The 25,191-nt window shown below is 34.9% G+C and carries 26 protein-coding genes and 1 tRNA gene; 22 read left to right on the forward strand and 5 right to left on the reverse strand.

Annotated features, from left to right (window positions below; translation table 11 throughout):
* Positions 1 to 10: 10 nt before the first annotated feature.
* From MV052_RS09440 to thrC, 7 genes are all read left to right on the forward strand, one after another.
* Positions 11 to 985 (forward strand): RluA family pseudouridine synthase, encoded by a 975-nt coding sequence (locus MV052_RS09440; RefSeq protein WP_297443706.1) that lies wholly within the window; start codon positions 11 to 13, stop codon positions 983 to 985.
* A complete protein-coding gene (locus MV052_RS09445; protein WP_297443709.1) occupies positions 933 to 2,321 on the forward strand; it encodes a hypothetical protein in 1,389 nt (462 codons plus the stop codon). Before MV052_RS09440 ends, MV052_RS09445 begins: the two co-directional genes overlap by 53 nt.
* A complete protein-coding gene (gene trmB / locus MV052_RS09450; protein ID WP_297443712.1) occupies positions 2,321 to 3,496 on the forward strand; it encodes a tRNA (guanosine(46)-N7)-methyltransferase TrmB in 1,176 nt (391 codons plus the stop codon). Before MV052_RS09445 ends, trmB begins: the two co-directional genes overlap by 1 nt.
* Entirely contained in the window at positions 3,489 to 4,160 is a 672-nt protein-coding gene (locus MV052_RS09455) for an ABC transporter ATP-binding protein (protein ID WP_297443715.1), read from the forward strand. The genes trmB and MV052_RS09455 overlap by 8 nt, the downstream gene beginning before the upstream one ends.
* Positions 4,147 to 4,959, forward strand: coding sequence for a cell division protein FtsX (locus MV052_RS09460; protein ID WP_297443718.1), 813 nt, complete (start codon positions 4,147 to 4,149; stop codon positions 4,957 to 4,959). The genes MV052_RS09455 and MV052_RS09460 overlap by 14 nt, the downstream gene beginning before the upstream one ends.
* The gene (locus MV052_RS09465) at positions 4,956 to 6,185 is read left to right on the forward strand and encodes a peptidoglycan DD-metalloendopeptidase family protein (RefSeq protein WP_297443721.1); all 1,230 of its coding nucleotides are present in this window, start codon (positions 4,956 to 4,958) and stop codon (positions 6,183 to 6,185) included. The genes MV052_RS09460 and MV052_RS09465 overlap by 4 nt, the downstream gene beginning before the upstream one ends.
* A gap of 91 nt (positions 6,186 to 6,276) precedes the next feature.
* Positions 6,277 to 7,749, forward strand: a complete 1,473-nt coding sequence (thrC, locus tag MV052_RS09470; RefSeq protein WP_297443724.1) for a threonine synthase — start codon at positions 6,277 to 6,279, stop codon at positions 7,747 to 7,749.
* A 23-nt stretch (positions 7,750 to 7,772) separates the two neighbouring features.
* Here thrC and MV052_RS09475 read toward each other — a convergent pair whose 3' ends face one another.
* The gene (locus MV052_RS09475; RefSeq protein WP_297443726.1) at positions 7,773 to 8,360 is read right to left on the reverse strand and encodes a toxin-antitoxin system YwqK family antitoxin; all 588 of its coding nucleotides are present in this window, start codon (positions 8,358 to 8,360) and stop codon (positions 7,773 to 7,775) included.
* A 142-nt stretch (positions 8,361 to 8,502) separates the two neighbouring features.
* On the opposite strand from MV052_RS09475, the gene MV052_RS09480 reads away from it, so the two are divergent.
* A complete protein-coding gene (locus tag MV052_RS09480; RefSeq protein WP_297443729.1) occupies positions 8,503 to 8,910 on the forward strand; it encodes a hypothetical protein in 408 nt (135 codons plus the stop codon).
* Between the two features lie 22 nt (positions 8,911 to 8,932).
* On the opposite strand, the gene MV052_RS09485 is transcribed toward MV052_RS09480, so the two are convergent.
* Positions 8,933 to 9,691, reverse strand: coding sequence for a pyrroline-5-carboxylate reductase (locus MV052_RS09485; protein WP_297443731.1), 759 nt, complete (start codon positions 9,689 to 9,691; stop codon positions 8,933 to 8,935).
* Positions 9,692 to 9,803: 112 nt separating this feature from the next.
* Between MV052_RS09485 and MV052_RS09490 the strand changes: the two genes are divergently transcribed.
* The 6 genes from MV052_RS09490 (at position 9,804) to MV052_RS09515 (ending at position 14,312) form a co-directional block, all read left to right on the forward strand.
* The gene (locus MV052_RS09490) at positions 9,804 to 11,048 is read left to right on the forward strand and encodes a glutamate-5-semialdehyde dehydrogenase (protein WP_297443809.1); all 1,245 of its coding nucleotides are present in this window, start codon (positions 9,804 to 9,806) and stop codon (positions 11,046 to 11,048) included.
* Complete coding sequence (locus tag MV052_RS09495) at positions 11,048 to 11,692, forward strand: Crp/Fnr family transcriptional regulator (RefSeq protein ID WP_297443734.1); 645 nt, start codon at positions 11,048 to 11,050, stop codon at positions 11,690 to 11,692. Before MV052_RS09490 ends, MV052_RS09495 begins: the two co-directional genes overlap by 1 nt.
* Before the next feature lie 82 nt (positions 11,693 to 11,774).
* Complete coding sequence (locus tag MV052_RS09500; RefSeq protein ID WP_297443736.1) at positions 11,775 to 12,122, forward strand: hypothetical protein; 348 nt, start codon at positions 11,775 to 11,777, stop codon at positions 12,120 to 12,122.
* A 9-nt stretch (positions 12,123 to 12,131) separates the two neighbouring features.
* Positions 12,132 to 13,367, forward strand: a complete 1,236-nt coding sequence (locus MV052_RS09505; protein WP_297443739.1) for a hypothetical protein — start codon at positions 12,132 to 12,134, stop codon at positions 13,365 to 13,367.
* Positions 13,368 to 13,381: 14 nt separating this feature from the next.
* Positions 13,382 to 13,681, forward strand: coding sequence for a metal-sulfur cluster assembly factor (locus MV052_RS09510; RefSeq protein WP_297443811.1), 300 nt, complete (start codon positions 13,382 to 13,384; stop codon positions 13,679 to 13,681).
* A 61-nt stretch (positions 13,682 to 13,742) separates the two neighbouring features.
* Complete coding sequence (locus MV052_RS09515) at positions 13,743 to 14,312, forward strand: bifunctional precorrin-2 dehydrogenase/sirohydrochlorin ferrochelatase (RefSeq protein WP_297443742.1); 570 nt, start codon at positions 13,743 to 13,745, stop codon at positions 14,310 to 14,312.
* On the opposite strand, the gene MV052_RS09520 is transcribed toward MV052_RS09515, so the two are convergent.
* The 3 genes from MV052_RS09520 to MV052_RS09530 all read right to left on the reverse strand — a co-directional run bounded on the left by MV052_RS09520 (position 14,313) and on the right by MV052_RS09530 (position 17,164).
* Positions 14,313 to 15,221 (reverse strand): glycosyl transferase, encoded by a 909-nt coding sequence (locus MV052_RS09520; RefSeq protein WP_297443745.1) that lies wholly within the window; start codon positions 15,219 to 15,221, stop codon positions 14,313 to 14,315.
* Between the two features lie 3 nt (positions 15,222 to 15,224).
* Complete coding sequence (gene cobA, locus MV052_RS09525; protein WP_297443748.1) at positions 15,225 to 15,965, reverse strand: uroporphyrinogen-III C-methyltransferase; 741 nt, start codon at positions 15,963 to 15,965, stop codon at positions 15,225 to 15,227.
* Between the two features lie 83 nt (positions 15,966 to 16,048).
* Positions 16,049 to 17,164, reverse strand: coding sequence for a response regulator (locus MV052_RS09530; RefSeq protein ID WP_297443751.1), 1,116 nt, complete (start codon positions 17,162 to 17,164; stop codon positions 16,049 to 16,051).
* 103 nt (positions 17,165 to 17,267) lie between these two features.
* On the opposite strand from MV052_RS09530, the gene rsmH reads away from it, so the two are divergent.
* From rsmH to MV052_RS09570, 8 genes are all read left to right on the forward strand, one after another.
* Positions 17,268 to 18,191 carry a 16S rRNA (cytosine(1402)-N(4))-methyltransferase RsmH gene (rsmH, locus tag MV052_RS09535; RefSeq protein ID WP_297443753.1) on the forward strand — a complete coding sequence of 308 codons (924 nt, stop codon included), beginning with the start codon at positions 17,268 to 17,270 and terminating at the stop codon, positions 18,189 to 18,191.
* Positions 18,191 to 18,469, forward strand: coding sequence for a hypothetical protein (locus tag MV052_RS09540; RefSeq protein WP_297443755.1), 279 nt, complete (start codon positions 18,191 to 18,193; stop codon positions 18,467 to 18,469). Before rsmH ends, MV052_RS09540 begins: the two co-directional genes overlap by 1 nt.
* A 15-nt stretch (positions 18,470 to 18,484) precedes the next feature.
* Entirely contained in the window at positions 18,485 to 21,622 is a 3,138-nt protein-coding gene (locus tag MV052_RS09545) for an efflux RND transporter permease subunit (RefSeq protein ID WP_297443758.1), read from the forward strand.
* Positions 21,623 to 21,624: 2 nt separating this feature from the next.
* The gene (locus MV052_RS09550; protein WP_297443761.1) at positions 21,625 to 22,062 is read left to right on the forward strand and encodes a globin; all 438 of its coding nucleotides are present in this window, start codon (positions 21,625 to 21,627) and stop codon (positions 22,060 to 22,062) included.
* Positions 22,063 to 22,126: 64 nt separating this feature from the next.
* Positions 22,127 to 22,203: transfer RNA gene (locus MV052_RS09555), tRNA-Ile, on the forward strand.
* Between the two features lie 55 nt (positions 22,204 to 22,258).
* A complete protein-coding gene (locus MV052_RS09560; protein WP_297443764.1) occupies positions 22,259 to 23,113 on the forward strand; it encodes a DUF2279 domain-containing protein in 855 nt (284 codons plus the stop codon).
* Between the two features lie 31 nt (positions 23,114 to 23,144).
* Positions 23,145 to 24,086 carry a DUF3187 family protein gene (locus MV052_RS09565; RefSeq protein WP_297443813.1) on the forward strand — a complete coding sequence of 314 codons (942 nt, stop codon included), beginning with the start codon at positions 23,145 to 23,147 and terminating at the stop codon, positions 24,084 to 24,086.
* Between the two features lie 12 nt (positions 24,087 to 24,098).
* On the forward strand, positions 24,099 to 25,190 hold the full coding sequence (locus MV052_RS09570) for a hypothetical protein (RefSeq protein ID WP_297443766.1): 1,092 nt from the start codon (positions 24,099 to 24,101) through the stop codon (positions 25,188 to 25,190).
* Position 25,191 lies beyond the last annotated feature (1 nt).

Raw genomic sequence — 25,191 nt, forward strand, 5'->3', positions numbered from 1 at the left:
GGCGTAAAAAATGATAAATACAAAAGAGTATCTGTGTGAAAATCCAGAAAGATTAGACACATTTTTAACAACACAGATAGGACAAACACGCTCGCAAATAGCAGCACTTATTAAAAATGACTCTGTTTTTGTTGATGGAAAAAAAGTTGCCCGTCCGGGTGTAAAGTTAAAAGCAGGGCAAACTGTAAAAGTTGAATTTCCTGAAGCAAAAAAACAAAAAGCACTTGATGTTGATTTTGACGTTGAAGTTCTTTATGAAGATGATGATGTTTTAGTTATCAACAAACCAAGCGGTGTGACAGTACATCCCGCACCTAGTGTCAAAGAAGCGACATTAGTTGACTGGCTCAAACATAAAGGCATCAGACTCTCTACCATTAGTGGTGAGGAGCGTCATGGAATAGTGCATCGTTTAGATAAAGGAACGAGCGGCACAATGGTTGTTGCAAAAAACAATGAAGCACATGAATTTCTCTCCAAACAGCTGCAAGATAAAAGTATGGGAAGGTATTATATCGCTGTTGTTACTCCTCCTTTAAAAGAAGATGTTACAATTATTGAGTCAAAAATAGCTAGAAGTCCACACAATCGTTTGAAGATGGCTTCAGGCATTGCCAATGGTAAAACGGCTAAGACTATGTTTAAACATTTGGCACTAAGCCATGATGAAGATTCGCAGTTGATTGCTTGTAAACTATTTACTGGGAGAACACACCAGATTAGAGTGCATTTAGAGAGTATGAACCGTCATATTTTGGGAGATCATATCTATGGAATAAGCCCAAAACAAGAGAAGGCGGAACGTATTTTGCTTCATGCTTACTTAATTTACTTTATTCATCCCAGTACAAAAGAGAAGCTCTATTTTAAAGCTGAATTTGATGAAACAATGCAAGAGATAATATATAAAAAATTTGATACGGAGATTTTAAATGAAGTTATTAACACTGAGTACATTATGCACAGTTTCACTGCTAATTCTTAGTGGTTGTACTACGACACCAACGCCTGAGAAAAAGGCAGTCATAGACTCTACACTTCCAGTTGTTACTTTGACAAAAAATGGAATTATTACAGATATGAAGACTGTTGCGTTTGAGTGGAAAAGTATTCAAGACCCAAGAGTGAGTGCGATATACCTTTATAAAAGAGATCCAAAAGATACAGAGGTAAAAGGTTTACAGTTTTTAACAAGTATAGAAAATAGATATAAAACACATTATGTAGATATCACAAATGAACCAAACTCAAGATATGAGTATGCCTTTCGTACAGTAAGTAAAAATGCAGAGGGCAAGCTCAGTCAGATATATAAAGTCAGCACACTTCCTGTTTTACGCTCAGTTGCATGGATTCATTCTATCGTTGGACTTCCAAGAATGGCGAAAATAATTTGGCGACCGCATCAGAGTGAGCGAGTTGAATCTTATATCATCGAGAGAAAAACTTTAGAAGATCAAAAATGGGAAGAGATAGATAGACTCGAGGGAAGACTCAACGCAGAATATATTGATACAGAGTTAGAAGATAATCATGTCTATTTTTATCGTATTAGAGTTGAAACCTTTGATGGTATAGTCTCTACTCCTTCAGAGATTGTAAAATCAGTCACAAAAGCTTTGCCTAAAGGTGTTTCTCATATCACCGCTACAAAAGATCTTCCTAAAAAGATCAAAATTGATTGGGAAGCTTCAAAAAATAAAGATTTTAAAAGATACTATCTTTATAGAGCAGATGCAATGCATGGTCGTTATGAACTCATAGCCAAACTGTACAACAATACTTTTTTAGACAAAATAGATAAAGATGGTCAGTCCTACTTTTATCGTGTGAGCGTAGTAGATAAAGATGGACTTGAGAGCAAACATGATAAACATACAATTATGGGAATGACACTTAGTAAACCTGAAGCACCTGCTATAGCAGAAGCAAAGTTACTCGGTAATGTAATCAAGTTGACTTGGAAAAACACAGATCCAAGAATCAAATCTTTTATTGTTGTAAGAAAGCACAAAGATGGTTGGTTTAAAGAAGATGTGAAAAGATTTAAAAACATTAAAGCAAATGTATTTATAGATAAAAACATTCAGCCAGAGAGTACGTATACTTACATAGTTTACGGTGTTGATAAAAACAATATTATTTCCAAAGCAAGTAGTGAGATTAAGATTGAGACGCCTGAGTCTGATAAAATCATAGAAGCTCCAAAAGTAAACGCAGTAGAAAAAAAAGTAGCTACAGAGCCTAAGCCTGTAAAAAAAGAACAAATAGTGCAGGAGATTATCTCTCCTACTGATGATTTAGATTTAAACGAGATTTAATGCCACATTTACATATAAAAGAATTTACACAGATACAAACCCCAAGTAGTAAAGATGGAGTCTCTTTTAACTTCATCGCTCAGAATGTAAACCATGAGGATGAGAGACTCATCTCAACAACTGTGGATGGAGAAGATTTCTTTTTACTTGTAAAAGAAGAAGAGAACAGAAGCCTGCTAAAAACAGATAAGTTGACACGTCCAGCCTCTATTCACAATGTGCATCGTGCCTTACTTGCTTATGCAAACGCAGCTAACTTAGATGTCATAGCTTCAAATGTTCCGCCTCAAGCGCAAAAAAACATCCATCTTCAAGAAGAGACAGCTCTCAAGAAGATAGAGCATTTTGCTAGTGACTTTCCTTCTGATAAAGAGGTTCGCATCGAAGTAGGTTTTGGCTCAGGCAGACACCTTTTACATCAAGCAGCGAGTAATCCTGATGTTTTGTTTATCGGGATTGAGATTCATCGTCCTTCTATAGAACAAGTGCTAAAACAAAGTGTTATTCAAAAACTAGACAACCTTTTAATATTAGATTATGATGCACGTCTTTTTATGGAACTTATTCCTTCTAATCTTGTAGGCGCTATTTATGTGCATTTTCCTGTTCCTTGGGATAAAAAGCCACACCGTAGAGTGATATCTACCTCCTTTATCCAAGAGGCACGTCGTGTTTTAAAAGTTGGTGGAACGCTAGAGCTGAGAACGGATAGTGAAAACTATTATGCTTACTCTTATGATACTTTTATCGCGTTTAATAAAACGATATTGCATATAAATAAAAACAAAGAGATTGCTGTAAGTTCAAAGTATGAAGATAGATGGAAAAAGATGCAAAAGAACATTTATGATGTGACAATGATAAATGAAGAGGAGTCTGAAGCTTTAAATATCGAAGGTGACTTCTCTTTTGCAGGAAAGATCTTAGCTCAAGATGAACTGCTGAAATTGCATAAGCAAACTGTTAGATTTGAGAATGGTTTTATCCATTTTGAGAGAGCTTATAAAATAGTTGATGGAATAATGCTGCGTTTATCTATGGGAAGTTTTGACAGACCAGAACACCTCTATATCTTGGTAAAAGGTGATGAGGTTTCCTATTATCCAGAATTGCCACTCAAATCAAGAAGTAATCTCAATGCTCATAAAGAACTCAATAAGGTTTTAAATGGATAAAGTAATAATTGCACAAAACTTATCGCTTGCTTATTCTGATGAAGATACTATCATTAATAAGGCAAATTTTTCTATTGACTCAGGTAGTTTTGTCTTTATTACTGGTGCAAGTGGAAGTGGAAAGTCAACGCTTTTGAAGTCACTCTATGGTGCATTAAAGCCCATAGAGGGGAGTTTAGTCGTTGGTGGAGTTGAACTCAAAGGTGTTTCAAACAAAAAGCTTAACTTTTTGCGTAAACATCTCGGCATAGTGTTTCAAGATTATAAGCTTGTCAAAGAGTGGACAGTTGAGAAAAATATCATGCTACCGCTTATCATCAATAGCTATGAAAAAAGTGTAACACAAACGCAGGTAGACTCACTCTTAAAACATGTTCGTCTTAAACATCAAGCAGGAAAATATCCTTTAGAATTAAGTGGTGGAGAACAGCAACGCGTTGCAATGGCAAGAGCTTTAGCACATAATCCTATCTTAATTTTAGCAGATGAGCCAACAGGAAACTTAGATGACTACTCCTCACAACTTATTTGGAACCTACTTGAAGGTGCAAATGAACAGCTTAACACTACGGTAATCGTGGTGACTCATCATATTCCTGAGACAATGAAGGTAGAGTATAAGCACTATCACATAGAGTTTGGAGATATTCATGAAGTCCTTTAAAAATCATCTCTCTCTTATTGTTGCGCTTGTTAGTATCTTATTTTCACTTCAGATTTTTACTATAGTTGAGCGTTCTATAGATGCATATAAAGATAAACTTGCAACAAATTATTCACTTGTGATTGTGAGCCAAAAAAAGCTTGAACAACAAGCCTTATTAAAAAAAGTACCGACTATAGCGACTATGGAAGAAATATCGCCTGATAGTGTCATAAAAAAACTAGATACTAAAATAAGCAAAAAAAATATGGATTTACTTAAAGTTACTCTGCCGAAGTTTTATAAGCTGCGTTTGAAAAAGTATCCAACGCCTGATGAGGTTGAAGGTATTACAAAAAAATTGATGAGTATTGCTTCTATCACAAAGGTGGAGACGTTTTCAGCTACACATGACACGATTTATAAGCTTTTGTTACTTTTTAAAACTGTTATTTTTGTCCTTGCTTTTACTATTCTTGTTGTGACTGTTTTACTTATCTTTAAAGAGCTTCGCATATGGCAGTTTAAACATAATGAACGCATGAGCATTATGAGTCTTTTTGGTGCGCCTACGTGGTTGCGTTCAGCCGTACTGTTTCGTCTTGCTATTGTTGATGCACTTATTGCAGCATTCATTAGTTTTGTGATTTTTGCTTACATATCTTCTACTGAGTGGGTAAGCCAACAACTGCATACTATTGGAATTCAAATTATTGTTTTTGACAAAGGGTATGACTTTTTGATGATGCTTGGTGTTTCTATCATTGTCTCAGTTTTTCTTGCAGGTTTTATAGTTTTGGGACATAAAGAAGAGGTATGATGCATAAGATTTTTCTCGCTTTTGTACTTCTTTCTTCTGTGCTTTTTGCACGTGCAGAGATCGATACAAAGATAAAAAAGACGCATACAAAGTTAAGCTCATATAGTAAAAACTATGCCAATATAAGTAAAAAAATGTCAAATACAGCTAGAGCTATTTTAAAACAAAAAGCAAAACTTCAAAAACAGATGAAGTATCTGGAAAAATTAAAAAATGACCTAGCCTCTAAAGAGTTGACTTATGGTGAAAATACAAAACAACTCCAAGAGTTAAAAAAAGCACAAAGCAAACTACAAGAACAAAAAAACAAGCTTGAAGAAGAGCTTGTGTTTGTCATAGCTCAAAGTGTTTCACTCTCTGTTATCTTGGAAGAAGAGTACCCTGAAAATGAAGAGTCTCTAATACAGATAGAAGTTCTAAAATCAAAACTAAAAGTTTCCAAGGAAAAAGCAAAAGAACTAGGAAATAAATTTTTTGAGTATGAAAAAACTATTGGGCTCTTAAATTCACATGCAAGTTCTTTAGAAAAAAGTATCTCCTTTATTGATAAAAAGAGAAAAAAACTGCTCGCTACAACAAAAGCAAATAAACTAGCACTGAAAAAACTTGAACGAGCAAAGGCATCGTATAAAAAAGAGTTGAAAAAATTGTTACAAAGACAAAGGGCACTTAAAAGTACTCTTGAAAAACTTAACCTTGTAAAAAAAGATGAAAGAAGAAAAGCAAAATTAGAGAGAGAACGAAAACGTGCTTTTGCCGAAAAAAATGTTAATCTTAATGAAAATCTTCCTAAGGTGAAAAAACATGGCAGTAGCTATCAAAGTATGAAAACCATTCGGTATAGAGGTAGAAAAACGATAGCCCCACTTGATCGTTATACGATTACAAAAAAATATGGAACATATACAGACCCGATATATAACATTAAAATCTTTAACGAATCTATCTCACTTAAAGCGAAAAAACCAAATGCTAAAGTGAAAAATGTACTCAATGGGAAAGTAATCTATGCAGATAATACCGCAGTCCTTGATAACATAGTCATCATAGAACATAAAAATGGACTTCATACTATTTACGCAAATCTTTCTCAGATTGCCCCAAATATCAAAAGAGGGAAGAAGGTTAAACGGGGAGCGGTGATAGGGCGTATACAAAATGAACTTGTGTTTGAAGTAACACAAAAATCGTATCATATCAACCCGATACGTTTATTTAAATATTAGACTTCATGCATAATCTAAATATATATATTTAGGTTATGCATGAAGTCTATTTTTAGATATAATTTCAAAAATAAAATTATAGAGAAATAATATGAACTTTATTCAAACTCGTGGTGTTGATAGTGCTAAATCTGAAAAGGTAACTTTTTCAGAAGCGATTTTAAGTCCAATAGCCTCTTTTGGCGGTCTTTATGTACCGGAGAGTCTTCCTGATTTAGGGGAAGAATTTTTAAACAAACATCTGAACTCTTCATACAAAGAACTAGCAAAAGATATGCTTTCTCGTTTTGAGATAGATATAGATAGTGCTGTTATTGATGAAGCCTTACAGTTATATGATAAGTTTGATGATGCGTCAAATCCTGTTCCTGTTGTTAAAGTAAAAGAAAATCTTTATATCAGTGAACTTTATCACGGACCAACCCGCGCATTTAAAGATATGGCATTGCAACCTTTTGGTGTTGTTTTATCTTCCATTGCACAAAGATTAAATCAAAATTATCTTATCCTAGCTGCTACAAGTGGAGATACTGGTCCTGCTGCTTTAGAAACATTTAAAAACCGTAAAAACATTAAAGTGGCTTGTCTGTATCCTGATGGTGGAACAAGTGATGTACAACGTTTACAAATGGTTACAGAAGATGCTGCTAACCTGAAAGTGATTGGAATCAATGGCGTTTTTGATGATGCACAAAATGCACTGAAAAGACTTCTGGCTTCTGAGAGTTTTAAAAAAGCATTGCATGAAAAAGATACAAAACTCTCAGCTGCAAACTCTGTGAATTTTGGGCGTATCATTTTTCAAATCATTTATCATATTCACTCTTATTTGGAGCTTGTGCGTCAAGATGCAATCTCTATGGGAGAAAAAGTTTACTTAAACGTGCCAAGTGGAAACTTTGGAAATGCTCTTGGTGGTTACTATGCTTGGAAGATGGGTCTGCCGGTTGAAAAAATCATCATCTCATCAAATGAGAACAATGTCCTTACTCGCCTTATTCGTGATGGAAAATATGACCTAAGAGATTCAAAAGTCATTGGGACAACTTCTCCTGCTATGGATATTTTAAAATCTTCCAATGTTGAGAGAGTTTTATATGATCTTTTTGGAGAAGCAAGAACGAAAGAACTTATGGAGAGTCTTGAGACGGAGCATATGTATGAGCTAAACGCAGTAGAACTTAAAAAACTTCGAGAATATTTTGATGCAGATTTTTGTATAGGCGCAGAGGGCAAAAAGTATATAAAAGAGACATTTGAGAACTACAACTATCTTATGGATCCACATACTGCAACTTGTATGAAGTCTTATGAGACTTGTTCTAAGCCTGAGATAAAAACTATTGCATATTCAACTGCAGAGTGGACAAAATTTTCACCAGTCATTGCAAATGCCTTAACAGGGGAAGTAGATACTAAAGACATTAAAGCTTTAGAGTCCATCTCTCAAGTGGCACATCTTGAAATTCCAGCTATGATAAAGGAATTGTTTACAAAAGAGATAGCACAAAAAACTGTTATCGAAAAAGAAAATATTGAAGAAGAGATACTGAAGTTTTTATAACTTTCGTATCTACAACTTTGAGTCTACTCTAAACCATATTTCTTCAAATCTACTTTAATCTCTTTAGCTTTATCTTTTAATATTTTTTGAATTACAGGATTTCTATCCATCTTGTAGGTTTCAGTTTTAACAACTTTTCCACTGTGATCATAGTACTTTTTAAGACCGACTTTGTAGTTGTTTTTGTAATAAACGTCAGATGATTTGTAACCATCTTCATCCCAGTCCGTCATTACACCTTCTCTTTTTCCGTTGATATAATTGACTTGTGAACCTAGTTGTCCATTATCATAGTACATTTTTTGGATTCCATCTTTTTGTCCATTGAGATACTTTACAACAAGCTTTTTTTTGCCATTGTCATAGTAAGAAGTGTAGATGCCATTTTCTTTGCCATCTTTAAAGTTTACTTTTGATTTGATATGACCATCATCAGTGTACCAAGTTGTCATTCCTTCTCTTTTACAGTCTATGTAGGTTGATTCTTGTGTAGAGTCTTTGACAATATGTTTGCCAGGATTTTTACATAAAAGTGCACTCTTTTCTTGCGCATAAAGTGAAACAGAAGAAAATAATAAACTAGAACTCAATAATATATGAAGTGTTTTCATAGCCAAACCTTTTTGTTTTAATATTAAAAATAATTATAGCATACTTGTTTTAGAATAAAGTTTTACTATTCATATAATAATATCTAACATATTAAGGCATAGCTAATTATTACTAATGTAAAATATAGTCATAGGGATAATTATGAATGATTCAATGGAAGAAGAACTAAGAAAAAAACGGGATATGCTTTATTATAACCAGTTGGTAACAAATGAAAGAAAGGCAGAAGCTAAGCGTAACAAAAAATTGAAAAAAAAGAGAAGCACAAGTTTTGGCTCTCAAAAAGTTGATTTTAAAGATTACATATACGTTCCTGAAGAGTGGGAAGGTTTGGCGTATGCTATTTATTTTGTACTAGTTCCTTATATAACGGGAGCTATCTTTCTTTTCTTGGTGGTTGCCCGTGGAAGTTATGAAAATTTTATGCTTCTAAACTTAAATGCTTTTCCTATTGTATGGATAATAGGCTATGAGATAGTTGCGGTTTGTCTCTTGGTATGGATACTCGTACTCTTTCTTAATTATGATCCCGAGGATGATGATTATTAACTAAACGCAGTAGCGTGAACTTTTACAGTTCAACTGCTTTTTTATAGGCGCTCTCTACTGCGTTTATACACGCACTTCTTACATTTCCATCTTCAAGTGCTCCATATCCTGCTGCTGTCGTGCCACCAGGACTCATCACTCCATCTTTGAGCAAAGCAGGATGGATATCTTGAATAAGTGTCCCAAAACCATCAAATAAACCTCTCATAATAGCCATAGCATCATCACGTTTGAGTCCTTGTTTTACTGCACCATCAGCGAGGGCTTCTGCTACAAGTGCAAGATATGCTGGACCACTTCCGGCAAGTGCTGTGGCAATATCTATCTCTTTTTCACTTCCAAGCCAACGAGTTGCCCCAATAGCACCTAAAAGTTCTAAGGCTTCATCTTTAAACGCAGTATCACCTGTTAAAGTAGTCATAGATTTCCCTACACTTGCAGCAAGATTTGGCATGGTGCGAACTACTGCGTTTGTGTTGAGATTTGATTGTAATTTTTCTATGCTTGTTCCTGCTAATACTGAGTAGATTATCTTTGCAGTACCTTGAAGTTTGTGTGAAATCTCCTCTACATTTGCTGGTTTGACACACAGCATGATAGTCTTGTCGTTTATGTCAAAGTTATCAAGAAGATGCTTTTGTATCTCCACACCTAGTGCATTTTCAAACGCAGTAAGCTTGCCTAAATCTCTTCCTACTACTTCGATTTTATAATTGTTTTTAAGTCCCTTGGCAATGCTTAAAGCCATATTTCCATTTCCAATAAATGTGATAGTTTTCATAAAAGTCCTAAATATTTTTCTAGAAGTATAGCATATGGCAAATATGAGTGAAGGATAAAGTCAAAATAATCTAAAGTGTGTTACTATGACATTCTTAAAATTTAACGTTAAAATGAGCAACAAAATGGAACAATTTTTACAAGAAGCAAAATCTTCAAGCAGAGTATTAAATACTTTGAGTGGACATGAAAAAAATAGAATCCTTAAAGAGATGGCAAATTCTTTGCGGGCAAATACTATGAATCTTATAGAAGCCAACGCAATAGATATGATGGAAGGGGAAAAGAACAAACTCTCTTCGGCTTTGATGGATAGACTTTTTTTAGATGAAGAGCGTATAGAGTCTATGGCTGTGGCTATAGAAGAGATAGCGGCACTCAAAGAACCTGTAGGTCGGGTACTTGATGGCTGGGTAACTGATGATGGTTTAAAGATTGAAAAAGTAAGTATTCCTATCGGAGTGATTGGGATTATTTATGAATCCCGTCCAAATGTGACGAGTGATACCGCAGCGCTTTGCTTTAAAAGCTCAAATGTTTGTGTGCTTAAAGGTGGAAAAGAAGCTGAACACTCAAACAAAGCTATTGCACTCGCACTAAAAGCTGTGTTGGAGAATAATGACCTGCCAAGTTCATTGATCTCGCTTATTCCAGACAGTTCACGTGAGGGTGTTGCCAAACTTATCAAGATGGATAAGTATGTTGATCTGATTATTCCACGTGGTGGAGCAGGGCTTATCAAGTATGTGAGTGAAAATGCAACTGTGAGTGTTGTCAAGCACGATAAGGGGCAGTGTCACACTTACATCGACAAAGATGCGAACATTTCAAACGCAGTAAAGATTGCTATCAATGCAAAAGTGCAAAGACCGGGTGTTTGTAATGCTATGGAGACTTTACTTGTCGATAAGGCAATAGCAAAAGAGACATTACCAATTTTAAAAGAGGCTTTTGATAAAACACATACAGAGTTAAAAGGTTGTGTCAATACACAAGAGATTATAGAGGTTGCAAATGCAACAGATGAAGATTATGATACTGAATATCTGGCAAATATTTTAAATCTTAAAGTAGTGGAGGGCGTACAAGGTGCTATAGAGCATATCGTACGCTTTGGTTCGGGACATTCTGAGTCTATCATCACTGAAAACATAACAACAGCAGAAGCATTTTTGAACAACATTGATGCAGCTGCAGTTTATGTTAATGCTTCGACACGTTTTACTGATGGTGGTGCATTTGGTTTTGGTGCGGAAGTAGGTATCAGCACCAACAAACTTCATGCACGTGGACCGATGGGAATAGAAGGCCTAACAACGTATAAGTACAAAATCTATGGTCAAGGGCAAATAAGATAATGCTCTGTATAGAAGAACTTAAAAAGGTTAGTTTCTTTGAAAACTTAGATGAGAAAGAGTTAAAACTTTTACTTTCTATATCTAGAAAAAGAAACTTTTCTCAAGGTGAAGTGGTTTTTTATGAAAAAGAGATGCCAAGGCATCTTACTATGGTGCTTCAAGGAACTATAAAAATATATAAAATTGATCCTAAAAACAATGAGATAGTTTTACACCGTTTCATCCCTTCAAACTTTGTAGCTGAAATGGCTGTTTTTGAGGGTATCTGCTACCCAGCGTCTGCTGCGTTTGAAACAGAGGGCAGTGTACTAGAGATTGATTTTGAAAAGTTTAAGCAGCATTTTTTAAAAAATGAAGATATAGCCTTAGCCCTTTTTCGTTCTTTGACACAAAAAATAAAATATTTAGATAATGTAATCAATCTCAATGTCATACTTGATTCAACCGCAAGAGTTGCGAAGTATATTTGTGAAAACGATGATGCTTTGAAGATGAAAAACAATCAGCTTGCACAGTACTTGCATATGACACCTGAAACGCTCTCTCGCATCCTTAAAAAGTTTGTAAAACTTGGGTTTGTAAAAAAATCAAAAAACACTTTTATGATTATAGATAAAGAAGCACTGACAATTCTTTACGAATAATCTTACCGTATTGATATAAGTCAACTTTTTTTTACCCTTTGTGTTTTACAATTGCACAAATTATTAAAAGAAGGATTGAATTATGTCACATATTCCAAACGAAGCACAAAAAGTAGAAATTGAAGGTGCTACTGTAGATTTTTATAAATTAGAAAAAGATGGACAAAGTACCTATTACTTTGACACTTCAAAAGAGGGTCCCCCACATCCAATGGTTAATGCAATGGCAGGAATTGCTGCAATTAAAGGCACAAATGGTACAGTAGTAATGATAAATCATAAAGCACCAGGTGGACTTTTTGCAAAACTTGAAAATGATGTACAGTACGTTATAGAAGAGTTGTCTGATGGACTTGTCAAAGTTGTTTTTTCTTACAATCCAAATGCAACAGCAGAAACAGATTTGACGCAAACATCTTGTGCAGGATAAGCAAACAAGATGAACAGCATCTCGCAAGATTTTGCCCCTCCCTTTAAACTTATAGCTCCCTTTTTTATTATTGGGGGGTTTTTCTATATCCTCTCTAGTTTAGCTGTTTTCTTATTTGATGTTGATGATTTACTCTTTAGTTCCCCAGCTGTCATTAGTTTTATGCATCTCTTTTTATTAGGATTTGTTATGATGACCATCTTTGGCGCGATGGCTCAGCTTGTTCCAGTTGTTCTTGAAGTAGGGCATTTTGGTGTAGAGCTTTTTTATGCTATTTGGCCCTTGCTTCTCATAGGTACACTTTTGATGGTATTTGGATTTTTATATTCGGCTGCCTTATTGCCCTATGGAGGGATGATTGTCCTTATCAGTATGATGATATTTGTTGGTGAGATATTTTTAACTATAAAAAAAGTAGAGAAGCTTACACTTGTGATGAGTAGTGTTTTAATATCAAATACTTTTTTATTTTTTGGGATTATATTTGGCTTGCTAATGGCACTTGCGTATGCAGGGACAATTTCATTAGATATCTCACAAATGCTTCGTGCGCATATCTATTTAGTTGTGGGTGGTTACATTGGTGTTACTATCATGGGACTCTCCATCGTCCTTGTACCTATGTTTACACTCTCACATAGTTTTTCATTAGTACCATTGAGAATTTCGATAAGTCTAATGAGTGTGGGTGTCGTAAGTGTCGTGCTATCATCCCTCTTTAATGCGAATGCTTTAGCATATCTAGGTTACTTTTTATCATTTTCTTCTTTGCTTTTTTATTTTTATATTATTTACATTATTTATAAAACGCGACCAAGAAAAGAGAACGATATTTATGCTATTTCTTTGATGTTTTCCTACTCTGCAATGCTCGTAGGCTTAGTCTTTGCCGTGCTTTATTTTATACTCAATGAAGAGCGATTTATGTTAGCGTCTGCTTGGGTATTTTTCTTTGGCTTTTTTGGCTTTTTGATAACAGGGCATATCTATAAAATAATCCCATTTTTGGTATGGTTTGAGCGATTTTCTCCTCTTGTTGGAAAACAAAAGATTCCGATGCTCGCAGATATGATACCTCAAAAAAGTTCACAGGCACAGTTTGTTTTTTCAAGTGTTGGTGTAGTCTTGGTGACTATTGCTATAGTAACAAAGAGCGATATGCTTTTACATGGAGGTGCATCATTTTTATTTATCGGTGCGCTTGCTTTTGTAAGAAGTATGCTCTATATGATAAATTTTAAATAAAGGATAGAAAAATGATGTACACAAAAGATGAAATATTTCAAGCTATCTCAACTGTAATTGATCCTGAAGTTGGTTTTAACCTTGTAGAGATGGGGCTTATATATGATGCCTCAAGCGATGATGAGGGAAATGTAAAAGTAACGATGACGCTCTCAACAAAAGCCTGTCCACTACATCAAATGATCCTTCAATGGGTTAAAGAAGCAGTTGAAAAACTACCTAATGTTAAAGATGTTGACATTGAAGTCGTTTGGGAACCAGCATGGAATATCTCAATGGCAGATGATAATGTTAAAAAAGCACTTGGTGCTTAGTAGGTCTTAATTCTTCTTAAACTATGTTATTATTGTGAAAATATAGCGAAAAGGCTAAAGTATGAGTTATTTTCCAGCTTTTTTAAAGCTTGAGGGCAAAAAAATTTTGATTGTCGGTGGTGGAAACATTGCGTATGAAAAACTAGAGAAGCTTTTAGACTTTACTACAGATATTCACATTGTCGCAGTGGAGTTTTCTCAAATGATGACTGCAAAGATAAAAGAAAAAGGGCTGACTTATGAGCAAAGAACTTATAAAAAAGGTGATATTGCTGAGGTGGCTATTGTTATCATAGCAGTAGATGACATCTCCTTACAAGCTGAAATATTTGAAGAGTCAAAAGAGTATAAATGTTTATGCAATGCTGTGGATTCGGTAAATTATTGTGATTTTATTTTTCCTTCATATATGAAAGAGGGTGATTTAACCATCGCTGTTTCAACATCAGGTGCATCACCTGCAATGGCAAAATACTTACGGACTTATTTGCAAGAGTTAATACCCAAAAATATTGGAAGATTTTTGCAGGAGATGAAGGTACTGCGTTTGACTTTGCCAAAAGGAAAAGAGAGAATGAAAACCTTAGATGAAAAAGCAAAAAACTACATCCAAGAGTGGAGTAAATTTTAATTATAAATCAGTCGTACATCCAAGTAAATCATATCCATCTTCTATACTTTGTGTTTTTTTTGCGACAAAGAGATAGATGGCTGCGTTGAGGCGAGCAAGTTTTATGTACTCATCTGAAGGGTTTTTTAGTTCTTGAAGTGAATCTTCGAGAGTGATCTTATCCCATGATTTCTTATAATGGATACCAAAATATTTCGGATCTATTGTAAATTCGCTAATATCATCATTAGCAACAATCCATAAATTTCCTTTACTAAATAGCTCTGGTGTTCCCTCGTTTCCCTGAATAAGTGCAAAATTTTTATATCTTTTAGAAAAAACAGCTGCATATTTTTTTACATAGGGCTTGTGAAATACACCTGTAATGGCATAATCACTTTGTGCAACACCAGAAAGCTTTTCTATAGTGTTAAACGCAGTACGTAAACCAAGTTTATTTCTAATGTCAGTAAGTTTGTGGAGCTTGTGAAAAAATTTTTCTCTATCGAAATAATGGATATTATGTTCAAGGTTCGTTTCATTTATAATCTCTTTAATAGGTATACCATTTTTTGCAGGTTGTTTATCATCACCAACTAGAATGAGATTGAGGTTTTGTTTTTGAAGTGCTTGTGCTGCGAGTGAAAAAATATAAGGATTTTTTACTTTACCATCAAACGGATAACCAAGTTCTATGGAGTTTTCAACTTTACTTTTGGTGGTGTTTTTATCAAAAGCTGCCAATGAGCCACGAAATTCATCAATTGTTTCAGGTTTTAGTCTCCATCCTAGCAAAAAAGCAGCGATTTGTTCACTTGAAACACTCTGGTTCAAAATCTGTTGCATCATATCTTCTGCTTCATCAAAGCTTAAATCTCTGTTCCCTTTTGGTCCGGTACCCACTGCACGTATATAGTTAAAAAAATCCATAGTTTACCTCTCAAACCATTGTAGTTGCTCTCTAAGTGTAACAACTTTACCCACAATAATAAGTGCAGGGGTGGGAAGTCCTTTAGCTTTTTCAACGATATCCAAGAGTGTTCCTGTGACAACGCGTTGCTCTTTTGTTGTACCTCTTGATATAACAGCACAAGGATAATCATTTGGTTTACCTATTTCTCTAAGTTTAGAAGATATTTTTTTGAGGTTGTGTAGCCCCATTAAAAAGACAATCGTCTCATCTGTTTTAAAGTTTTCCCAAGGGATTTGAGAAGTCTCTTTGTTTGGTGATTCATGTCCTGTAACTACTCTAAAACTCACCGCTACACCACGATGTGTAACAGGGATACCTGCATAAGCAGGAACACTGATAGCAGAGCTTATCCCTGGGATAATATCGTACTCTATATTTCTTTTATGAAGATATGCACCCTCTTCACCACCACGACCAAAAACAAATGGATCTCCTCCTTTTAAACGGACGACTATACTATGCTTGAGGGCATTTTGATAGATAACTTCATTTATCTCATCTTGAGGGAGTGTATGCCGACCATCTTCTTTACCAACATAAACAAACTCACAGCCATCTTTTGCTATTTCAAGTATTTCTGGATTGGCAAGTCTATCGTAGATGATGACATCTGCTTGTGTGATCACTTTATGGGCTTTAAGTGTCAAAAGCTCAATATCACCAGGACCTGCGCCTGTTAAGTATACTTTTGTAGTTTGCATGCTATTCTCTCTTTTGATTTTGCTTGAGTAATATACTATTTATATGATTTAAAAAAGTTTAGAATTGAAAAATTAAAGAATTACTAATGTTTAGCTAAATATTCTTTAATCTTTTCAACAGTTTTTCTGAGTGTTTCTTTATAATTAGCCAATGAATTTTCTAGATTCTCAAAGGCATTGTTTTTGATATATTGTTTTGCTTCTTGTGCTATTTTAGTGATTTGTTTAGCTCCGATGTTGGCACCCACTCCTGATATATCTAAAAGTAAAATATCCGCTTCATTGTATTTTGCTTCTTTGAAGAGTATTGCAAGTGCATCATCTGAATGGGCATAATCTTGAAGAAATTCATTTAAAATATCTGTGTAAAAAGCATTATCATTACCACATACATCAAGCCCTTTTTTTGTATTTAAAATTTCTATGCTTGTGGAACTTGCAGAAGATGATTGTGTTTTATCTTCTGTACTTACTGCGTTTAGAGTGTTGTATGCATATAATACGTCATATAAAGAATCCATTTTTAAAGGTTTTTCAAGATGCTCACTCATTCCTGCATCTTTCATTTTTTTGACATCATCTGCTGCAGTATCACCACTGAGAGCTACAATGACTATATGACTGTACTCAGGATTTTGTCTGATGATATTTGTTGCTTCAAAACCATCGATATTTGGTATATGCGCATCCATAAGTATCATCATAAAGTTTGTATCTTTTTCTAAAGTATCTAAAACTTCTTGACCATCATTTGCTACGACTATTTCTATCCCACTATCAGCTAAAAGTGCTAAGATTACTTTTTGATTGATTAGATTATCTTCGGCTAAGAGAATTCTTTTTCCGGAGAATTCTTTAAAATCGTCTTTTGTGATTTTTGCATGTGGAGGAACAGGTCGTTTTGTAAATGTAAGAGGCGCTGTTTTTTCTTCTTTTTCAAGTTCTTTCTCTTCTTCTTTTATTTCAGCAGCTGCATTTTGTGTTTGCACTGTTTTTTGAGGCATATCAAAAACATCTTCTGCATGTGTTTTTTTCTCAGTTGTATTTGTGTCATATTCATCTTCAACAATTGCTTCTATATCTAACTCAATTATCTTTTTTTTAGGTTCTTTTTTAAAAATTATATAAAGAATAATAATGATAAATATACCTAAAGCTGCGAGGATTTCATTTTGATAAGCTGCAATTTGAGAAAACATAAAAGACCTTTTTTTATTATTTTGCTCAATCATACAGTATAAAAAATTAAACCTAAATCAATTTTGCTGTATAATCACTTAAAATATTTAGATAGGGTTTATTTTGCAAAACATTCCACACATACCAGTGCTTTACAGAGAAGTTATAGAAACTTTTAAAGATATAGAAGATGGCATAATTATTGATTGTACAATGGGCTACGGTGGACACTCTTCAATGATTTTAGATGCAAACCCAAATATCAAACTCATAGGCATTGATCAAGATCAGACTGCCATTGACTTCTCAAGGGAGCGCTTAGAAAAATATGGTGAGCGCGTAGAGATAAGAAAAGGGCGCTTTTCAAATGTCATCAAAGAGATTTTGAGTGAGGTAAACGCAGCTGAGATTAAAGGGATACTCGCAGACATAGGTGTTTCATCTTTGCAGCTTGACCAAAAAGAGAGAGGCTTCTCTTATGAGAGCGAAAACCTTGATATGCGTATGGATAAAGGTGCCTCTCTTAGTGCGTCAAATGTTGTAAACGAATATGCAAAGTCTGAGCTTGAAAACATACTATTAGAGTATGGTGAGCTAAGAAACTACAAAAAGATTGCAGATGTCATCGTTCAAAATCGTCCTTTTACTTCAGCAAAAGAACTGAGTGAAGCAGTAAAGCCACATATGCCAAGAGGAAAGAAAATTCATCCTGCAACACTTTTAATGCAAGCCATACGCATAGAGGTCAATGATGAGCTAGGTGAATTAAAAACACTCTTGAAAAACATCGAAGAAGCAGAACTTCCAGAGGCGAGAGTTGCCATCATCTCTTTTCATTCACTTGAAGACCGTATAGTAAAAAAAGAGTTTGTACGCTGGTCGAAGTCATGTATCTGTCCTGCGGAAGCTTTTCGTTGCAGTTGTGGTAATGATCACCAGCTTGGAAAGATTTTGACTAGAAAACCAGTAATGGCTCAAGATGATGAGTTAAAAGAAAATGCAAGAAGTCGCAGTGCAAAAATGCGAGTATTTCAAATGGATAGATAATGAGTGAAAAAGATGAACTTTTAGATGAGGTTGATGATCTTTTTAGAGCTAAACGCAGCTTAGATTTCAACTACTTTCTTTATGTACTTTTAACCTTAGTCTTTGTTGCTATGTTTGCTTTTCCTAAGATTTATATTACAGAGCAAATTTACTTTAAAAGTAGGGATATCTCAAAATTAAAAGTAGAGTATGATACGCTTAAAGAAGAAAATAAAATCATTAATGCTTCAGTAGAGTCGATAAAATTCAAAAACCAGATACTAGATACACTTTTTTAAAATAAAGGAATACGTTTGATCCGTAAATTTATACAGTTTGCTATAGAAAAACCACTTTTAAATCACATACTTCTTATATTTATCTTTATGCTTTCTATTTTTGCATATGTAAATATTCCAAAAGAGATATTTCCTCCTATGAATATGGATAAAATCACTATCAATGGTGCTTATGCGGGAACATCAGCTGACATCCTTGATAAGATGGTTGTTCAAAGTATTGAAGATGATTTACAAAATATTGATGAACTTGAAGATATAAAAAGTAGCATTAAAAATGGCTCTTTTAATATAACGGCTGAGATTAAAACGGGTTCTGATAATATTCTTGTACTTAATGATGTCAAGGATGTTGTCAGCGGGGTAAAAAAAGATCTGCCAGCAGATATGAATGAGCCTGTGGCTAAGATACAGACACATGCTTTTCCTCTTGTGCTTATCGCTCTCTCTGGTAATGTATCTAAGGCCGAACTTTTAGATAGAGCGGATGAGCTTAAAAGTGAGCTGAGTAAGTTTAAAGATTTGAGTGATATTACTGTTCGCGGTGATGCAGAAGAAGAACTCTCTATAAAACTCAATCCTGAAAAAATACGAGCTTATGGACTCTCTGCCAAGCTTGTAGTAGCACAGATAAGTAAAATAAGTTCAATCTTCCCAATAGGGACGATAAAAGAAAAAGCAAATCATCTCTATATCTCAACCTACAATGGTGAAAAAACCAAAAAAGCCATAGAAAATACCACGATAGTTGTGGGTGATGTAAAGCTAAGGATAGGGGATGTCGCTGATGTTGCCTTTAAGCTGAGTGATGAGGTGGAACTCTCTCATTATAATGGTGTACGTAATGTCTCTGTTAATGTGACTAAAAGTAAAGATGGCAATGCTATTGCTCTAGTTCGGGATATACGCAAGCTTTTAAAAGAGCAAAAGTTAAAACATCCCGAGCTCAATTATAATATCTACACAGATACTTCTATCTGGATTAAAAATCGTCTCAATGTTGTTTTCTCAAATATAGCTTTTGGACTTGCTCTTGTCTTTTTAGCAATGTTGATTTTTATAAACAAAGGTATTGCTTTTGTTGTGGCACTTGGTATTCCTGTGAGTTTTATGATAGGGCTTATAGCGACTGAATTACTTGGTGACAGTTTAAATATGCTTTCTCTTTTGGGTGCGCTTATAGCCCTTGGAATGCTCGTGGATGAGGCCATAGTAGTCGCTGAAAATATCTACCGCCATCTTGAAGAGGGGATGGATAGAAAAGAGGCAGTGATAAATGGAGCGGCTGAGATGTTTCCTGCCGTCCTCACTGCTACATTGACGACAGTTTTTGCATTTTTACCAATGCTTTTGATGACGGGTGAGATGGGAATGTTTATAAAAATTATTCCTATTATGATTACCGTTTTATTACTTTCCTCACTTTTTGAAGCTTTTTATTTTCTTCCTCTCCATGCGCATGACTTTTTAAAAGTCTCCAAAAGTGGAAGTTTTACAAAAAGATTTTGGGATAAAATGTACACTTGGTATAGTAAAGTTTTACATTTTGTTTTTAAAAGAAAGATTACTTCTTTACTTCTTATCGTTGTGAGTATTTTGGCACTTGAATTTGTTATGATTAAAAATGCTAAGTTTCAACTGTTTCCTGATTTTGATAACACTCAAATATATGTTTATGGAAAAGTGAACATCAACAATGAGCTTAGAGATACGGAAAAAATAGTCTCAGATCTTGAGGGTATCATCTTAAAAAATGTGGATAAAGAGAATGTATCATCTGTTACTTCTGTTATCGGTTTTAAAATGGACTCTAAAAACAGAGCCGAACTTGGCGAAAATATGTTTCACATTTTTGTTGATTTGCATGAGAGAGCACCTGTAAACTTATTTGATAAATATATCAGTCCTTATCTTTCTATAGAATACGACGCAAGTGTGCAAACAAGACAAGTAGATGCAAAAGATATAGCAAAAAACATCAAAGCAGAACTTGCAGCTATAAAAGAGCGTAAAGATAAAGAAGGGAAGCCTCTTTTTGAAGAACTTGTTGTCAAAGTTCCTGGAGCTGGTGTTGTAGCAAATGATGTTGAGATAGGACTAAGCTCTAAAGATGGCAAAGATGTTGTTCCTTATCTCAAATCTTTAGAAAAAGAGTTAGCAAAGATACAAGGTGTCTTTAACATTTCTGATGATGCGACTTTGGGTGAAAAAGAGCTCAAACTGCGAGTGAATAGCTACGGACAAGAGTTAGGGTTTAATGAAACAGATATTTCAAATGAACTCAGAGCCTATTATCTCAAAGGTGAATATGGAAAACTCTTTAATGACAAAGGTCTGATTCGTATCAGAATTGAAAGTGATTTGGATAAGAGCATTGATTCTATACAAAACATAGAACTCCAAGTACCTTCTTCAAACAAATATGTACAACTCAGAGATATTTGTGATTATAAATATATTCAAAGTTTTGTAACTTTAAAAAAAGAGGATGCAAAACGTGTGCGTAGTTTGTACGCTTCCATAGATAAAAAAGTCATCACTTCTTCAGAAGTAATGCAAAAGATTAGACCGTTTTTGAAAAAAGTAGAAGATGCAGGTATAAGTGTAGATATAAAAGGTGAAGAAAAAGAGAACAATAAAAATAAAAAAGAGATGATGCAGTCTGGACTTATAGCAATATTTTTGATATTTATCACACTTGTTTGGCTGTTTGATTCTATCAAAAAATCACTTATTGTTATTAGCACCATTCCTCTTGTTTTGCTTGGTGTTTATGTCGGGCACTGGTTGATGGGGCTCAACCTTACTATGCCGGGACTTATAGGTATCGTTGGACTTGCGGGAGTTGTTGTCAATGATGGACTCATCATGGTGGACTTTATAAAAAATGCAAAAGATACAGAGGAGTTGATGCGTCGCGCAAAAACACGACTCAGACCTATCTTGCTGACATCATTGACAACTGTTCTTGGACTCTTGACACTGATATTTTTCGCCTCAGGTCAAGCAAAGATTCTCCAACCAATGGCAGTTTCACTTGGCTACGGAATAGCATGGGCAACAGTGCTTAACCTTATCTATGTACCACTTCTGTATGCCGTTATATATAGAATCAAAGTACCTAAAAATATACAAAACAAAATAGAAGGATAAATATGAATTTAGAAATAAGTCAAGCACAGTTTGGTGTAAGACCACCAGTACAAAAACCGATACCAGAATTTTTACTTGAAGTAGGAGAAGAGGGCATACGTGAACTTATCTCAAAACATTATGATGCGATAAAAAAAAGTGACATTGTGCATCTCTTTCCTTTAGATGAAGCTGAGTTTGAAAAAGCAAAAATAAACTCTGCAGATTTTTTCATACAAATATGTGGTGGACCAAAATACTTTAACACTAACAGAGGTGCGCCACAGATGGTTGGTCGTCATGCACGATTTAGAATTGATGCAAAAGCAAGACTCACTTGGCTAGAGCTTTATAAGCCACTTTTACAAGAGCTTAAAGAACAAGGTGTAACTGAGACTTCTTTGAAGTCATTTTGGGGATATTTGGATATCTTTTCTATATGGATGATAAATACAAAATAACAGCTGTATAATAAGCATTATATAAGGAATCTCCTTGTATAATTCCGACCTACCAACAAAAAGTGGGTTCTTAGCTCAGTTGGTTAGAGCTCTCGGCTCATAACCGAGCGGTCGAGTGTTCGAGTCACTCAGAACCCACCACTTTTATACAACTATCGTTTTCTTTGTAAAATTTTCTACTAATAAAGGTGGAACCTTGCTATCAAAATCATTATTCTTAATAATACTTATAGCTTTTCAAGCACTTCATGCAGACTTGATTCTAACTACAAATAAAACTACAAAAACCATAAATGACTATACACTTATCACAAAAAAACCTGTAATGGGAGCCGTCATTGATAATCTCGCAACAGATGCTATGATAGCTGCTTGGGGATTTACATATTGGGATTGGGGAAATAGGTCTTTGCATTCTAAAACAGAGCCATGGTTTGAAAAAGATTCACAAACTGGTGGATCTGATAAAACAGGACACTTTTATATGACTTATCTTCTTTCTCGTGTTTTAGCTTCTCGCATGCAAGATCGCGGGTGGACTTTGGAAGAATCTTCGCTCTATGGTGCACTCTCCGGTATGCTCTCTATGACATTGCTGGAAGTTGGAGATGGAACTAGCAACTACGGTTTTTCAAAAGAGGATTTGGCTGCAGATGCTATAGGTGCTAGTTTAGCTTATTTGATTCGAGTCTACCCAAGGGTTGATGACTTTGTAGATGTAAGACTGGAGTATCTACCGACAAGTGACTATTTAAAAGGTGGGGACAACACTACTGACTATTCAGGAATGAAGCATCTTGTTGCGTTTAAGATGGCAGGATTTGAATCACTTGAGCATAGTTATTGGAGTTTACTCGAGTTTCAAGTCGGTTATTACGCTAGAGGATATCGCTCTTTTGATACACAGCCACGTAGTCAACATCTTTATGCTGGTGTAGGTATTAGTTTGGCAAATTTGGCTAAGAGAAGCCAGATCAATGTACTCAAAAATTTGTTTGAATTTTATCAACCGGGACATACTTACATCGAAAAAGATTTATGGAATCGTTAAATTGTCTTTTTTGATTCGTATATCTTTTATTATGTTATTTGTAACAAAAGAGCTAATGGCTCAAAGTTTTACAACACCAATTCACTCTACAAATCAATATATAAACCAAGTTATTATGTACCGTCCTTATACTAGTGCCGCTGTAATTCAGGAACAAGAAGATGTTACTATGAGCATCTCACAATCTAATGTATTTCAAAAAAGTACAAATCTGACTGCTGATTTTGGATTAACAACATTTGATCTTACATACTCTACTCCAGTTACAAGAAGTTTCGCTTTTTCTTTTGAGTTTCCTCTTTATTATGTTTCAAGGGGATTTTTGGATAAACCTCTTGATTTTGTCCATAAAGGGCTGGGCATAACCACAACACGAGAAAATGAAGGGCATGTTGATGATCAAATGACCTATACCATTACCGATAAAATAGAAAAATATGACCCTTATTTTGCTGCTGGAAATCCACAAATCGAGATAAAATACCTCCTTTATTCTGATGCAAAACTTTCTTTTGCTATGAATGCAGGTATCAAGTTACCTTTAGAAAAAACAAGTGATGGTTTTACAAATGGCAGAGTTGATTATATGTATGGGCTTGCATTACAAAGAGAGTATGACTCTATCGCATGGATAACAAATGTTGTTATCACTTACAATGGAGAGAGAAGACTCTCACCAGATATAGTCTCCAAACAAATACGCTATTTTTTCTTTTTGGCAAATCAATTTTCTTTAAAACCCTTGTTGCCTTTTGCATTTTTTGACAGATGGAAGTTTCTATTTGCTTATCAATACTCCTCTGCTCCTTATGCAAGTCAAGATAAAAAGTTTAGCAGTTATACGCATTTGTTACAATTTGCACTACGGAATTATCTTGAGAGTAAGCGGTATGTAGAGCTGTTTTTCAATCAAAACACGATACCAAGACACAATGAAGCAGATGTGACTTTTGGTCTCTCTTATCATTTTTAAAGGTTTTTAGCAGTGCATTATTTTTTTGGATTTTCATATTGGAAACATCAGTTTGTAAGACCTTTTTTCCCTGAAATAGATAAAAAAGAGATATGTTTTATCAACCCTTTTTTCAAAAAGAACTATTTTAAACAGGCGAAAAAAAAAGGTCTTGACAAAAATGCTACTGTATATATCTGGGGTAAAAAAAGCTTTCCGCTTGTCGAAGCGTATGCAAAAACACACAAGCTTAAGATTTACAGAGTAGAAGACGGATTTATCCGTTCGGTTGGGCTTGGCTCAGACTTGACGCAACCTTACTCCCTTGTTGTTGATTCAAGAGGTATTTATTTTGATCCAACACAAACAAGTAATCTTGAGTATATATTGCAAACTTATGACTTTGATGCAAAGCTCTTACAAAGAGCGAAAAAAATTCAGAACTATCTTATACAAGAGAAACTTTCTAAGTACAACCTTTATGAAAATATCCAACTCGATGTTCCAAAAGATAAAAAAATCGTTTTAGTACCGGGGCAGGTAGAAGATGATGCTTCTATACGTTACGGTGCTAATGGCATGACAAACTTGAAGCTTTTAAAACTTGCCCGTCAAAATGCTGAGGATGCCTACATCATATACAAGCCACATCCAGATGTTCTTGTAGGTAATAGAGTGGGCGACATACAAGAAGCAACAGCGTTGCAGTTTGCTGATAGGGTAGTAACAGAAGTTGGGCTTGAGAGCGTTTTAGCAGTTGCTGATGCGGTGCATACGATGACTTCTCTTGTTGGCTTTGAAGCACTTATGAGAGGTAAAGATGTTTTTACTTACGGTATGCCTTTTTATGCAGGATGGGGGCTTACCCAAGATATGCTGCACAGCAGTAGACGAGAGAGAAAACTAAGCTTAGTAGAGCTTGTTGCAGGAACCCTCATCATATATCCACGTTATCTCAATCCAGAAAAAAAAGTGCTTTGCGAGATAGAAGATGTACTTGATTTGTTAAAACGAGAGAAAGAACTTTACAGTAGTGCCCCCTACAAAAAGATAAAAATTAAACTTCGTAATTATATCAGTAGAAAATTGCAACTATTTTTGCGTATAATAACACTGAAAGGTTGAT

The sequence above is a fragment of the Sulfurimonas sp. genome, assembly GCF_026988655.1.
In the GTDB taxonomy this organism is placed as follows: domain Bacteria; phylum Campylobacterota; class Campylobacteria; order Campylobacterales; family Sulfurimonadaceae; genus Sulfurimonas.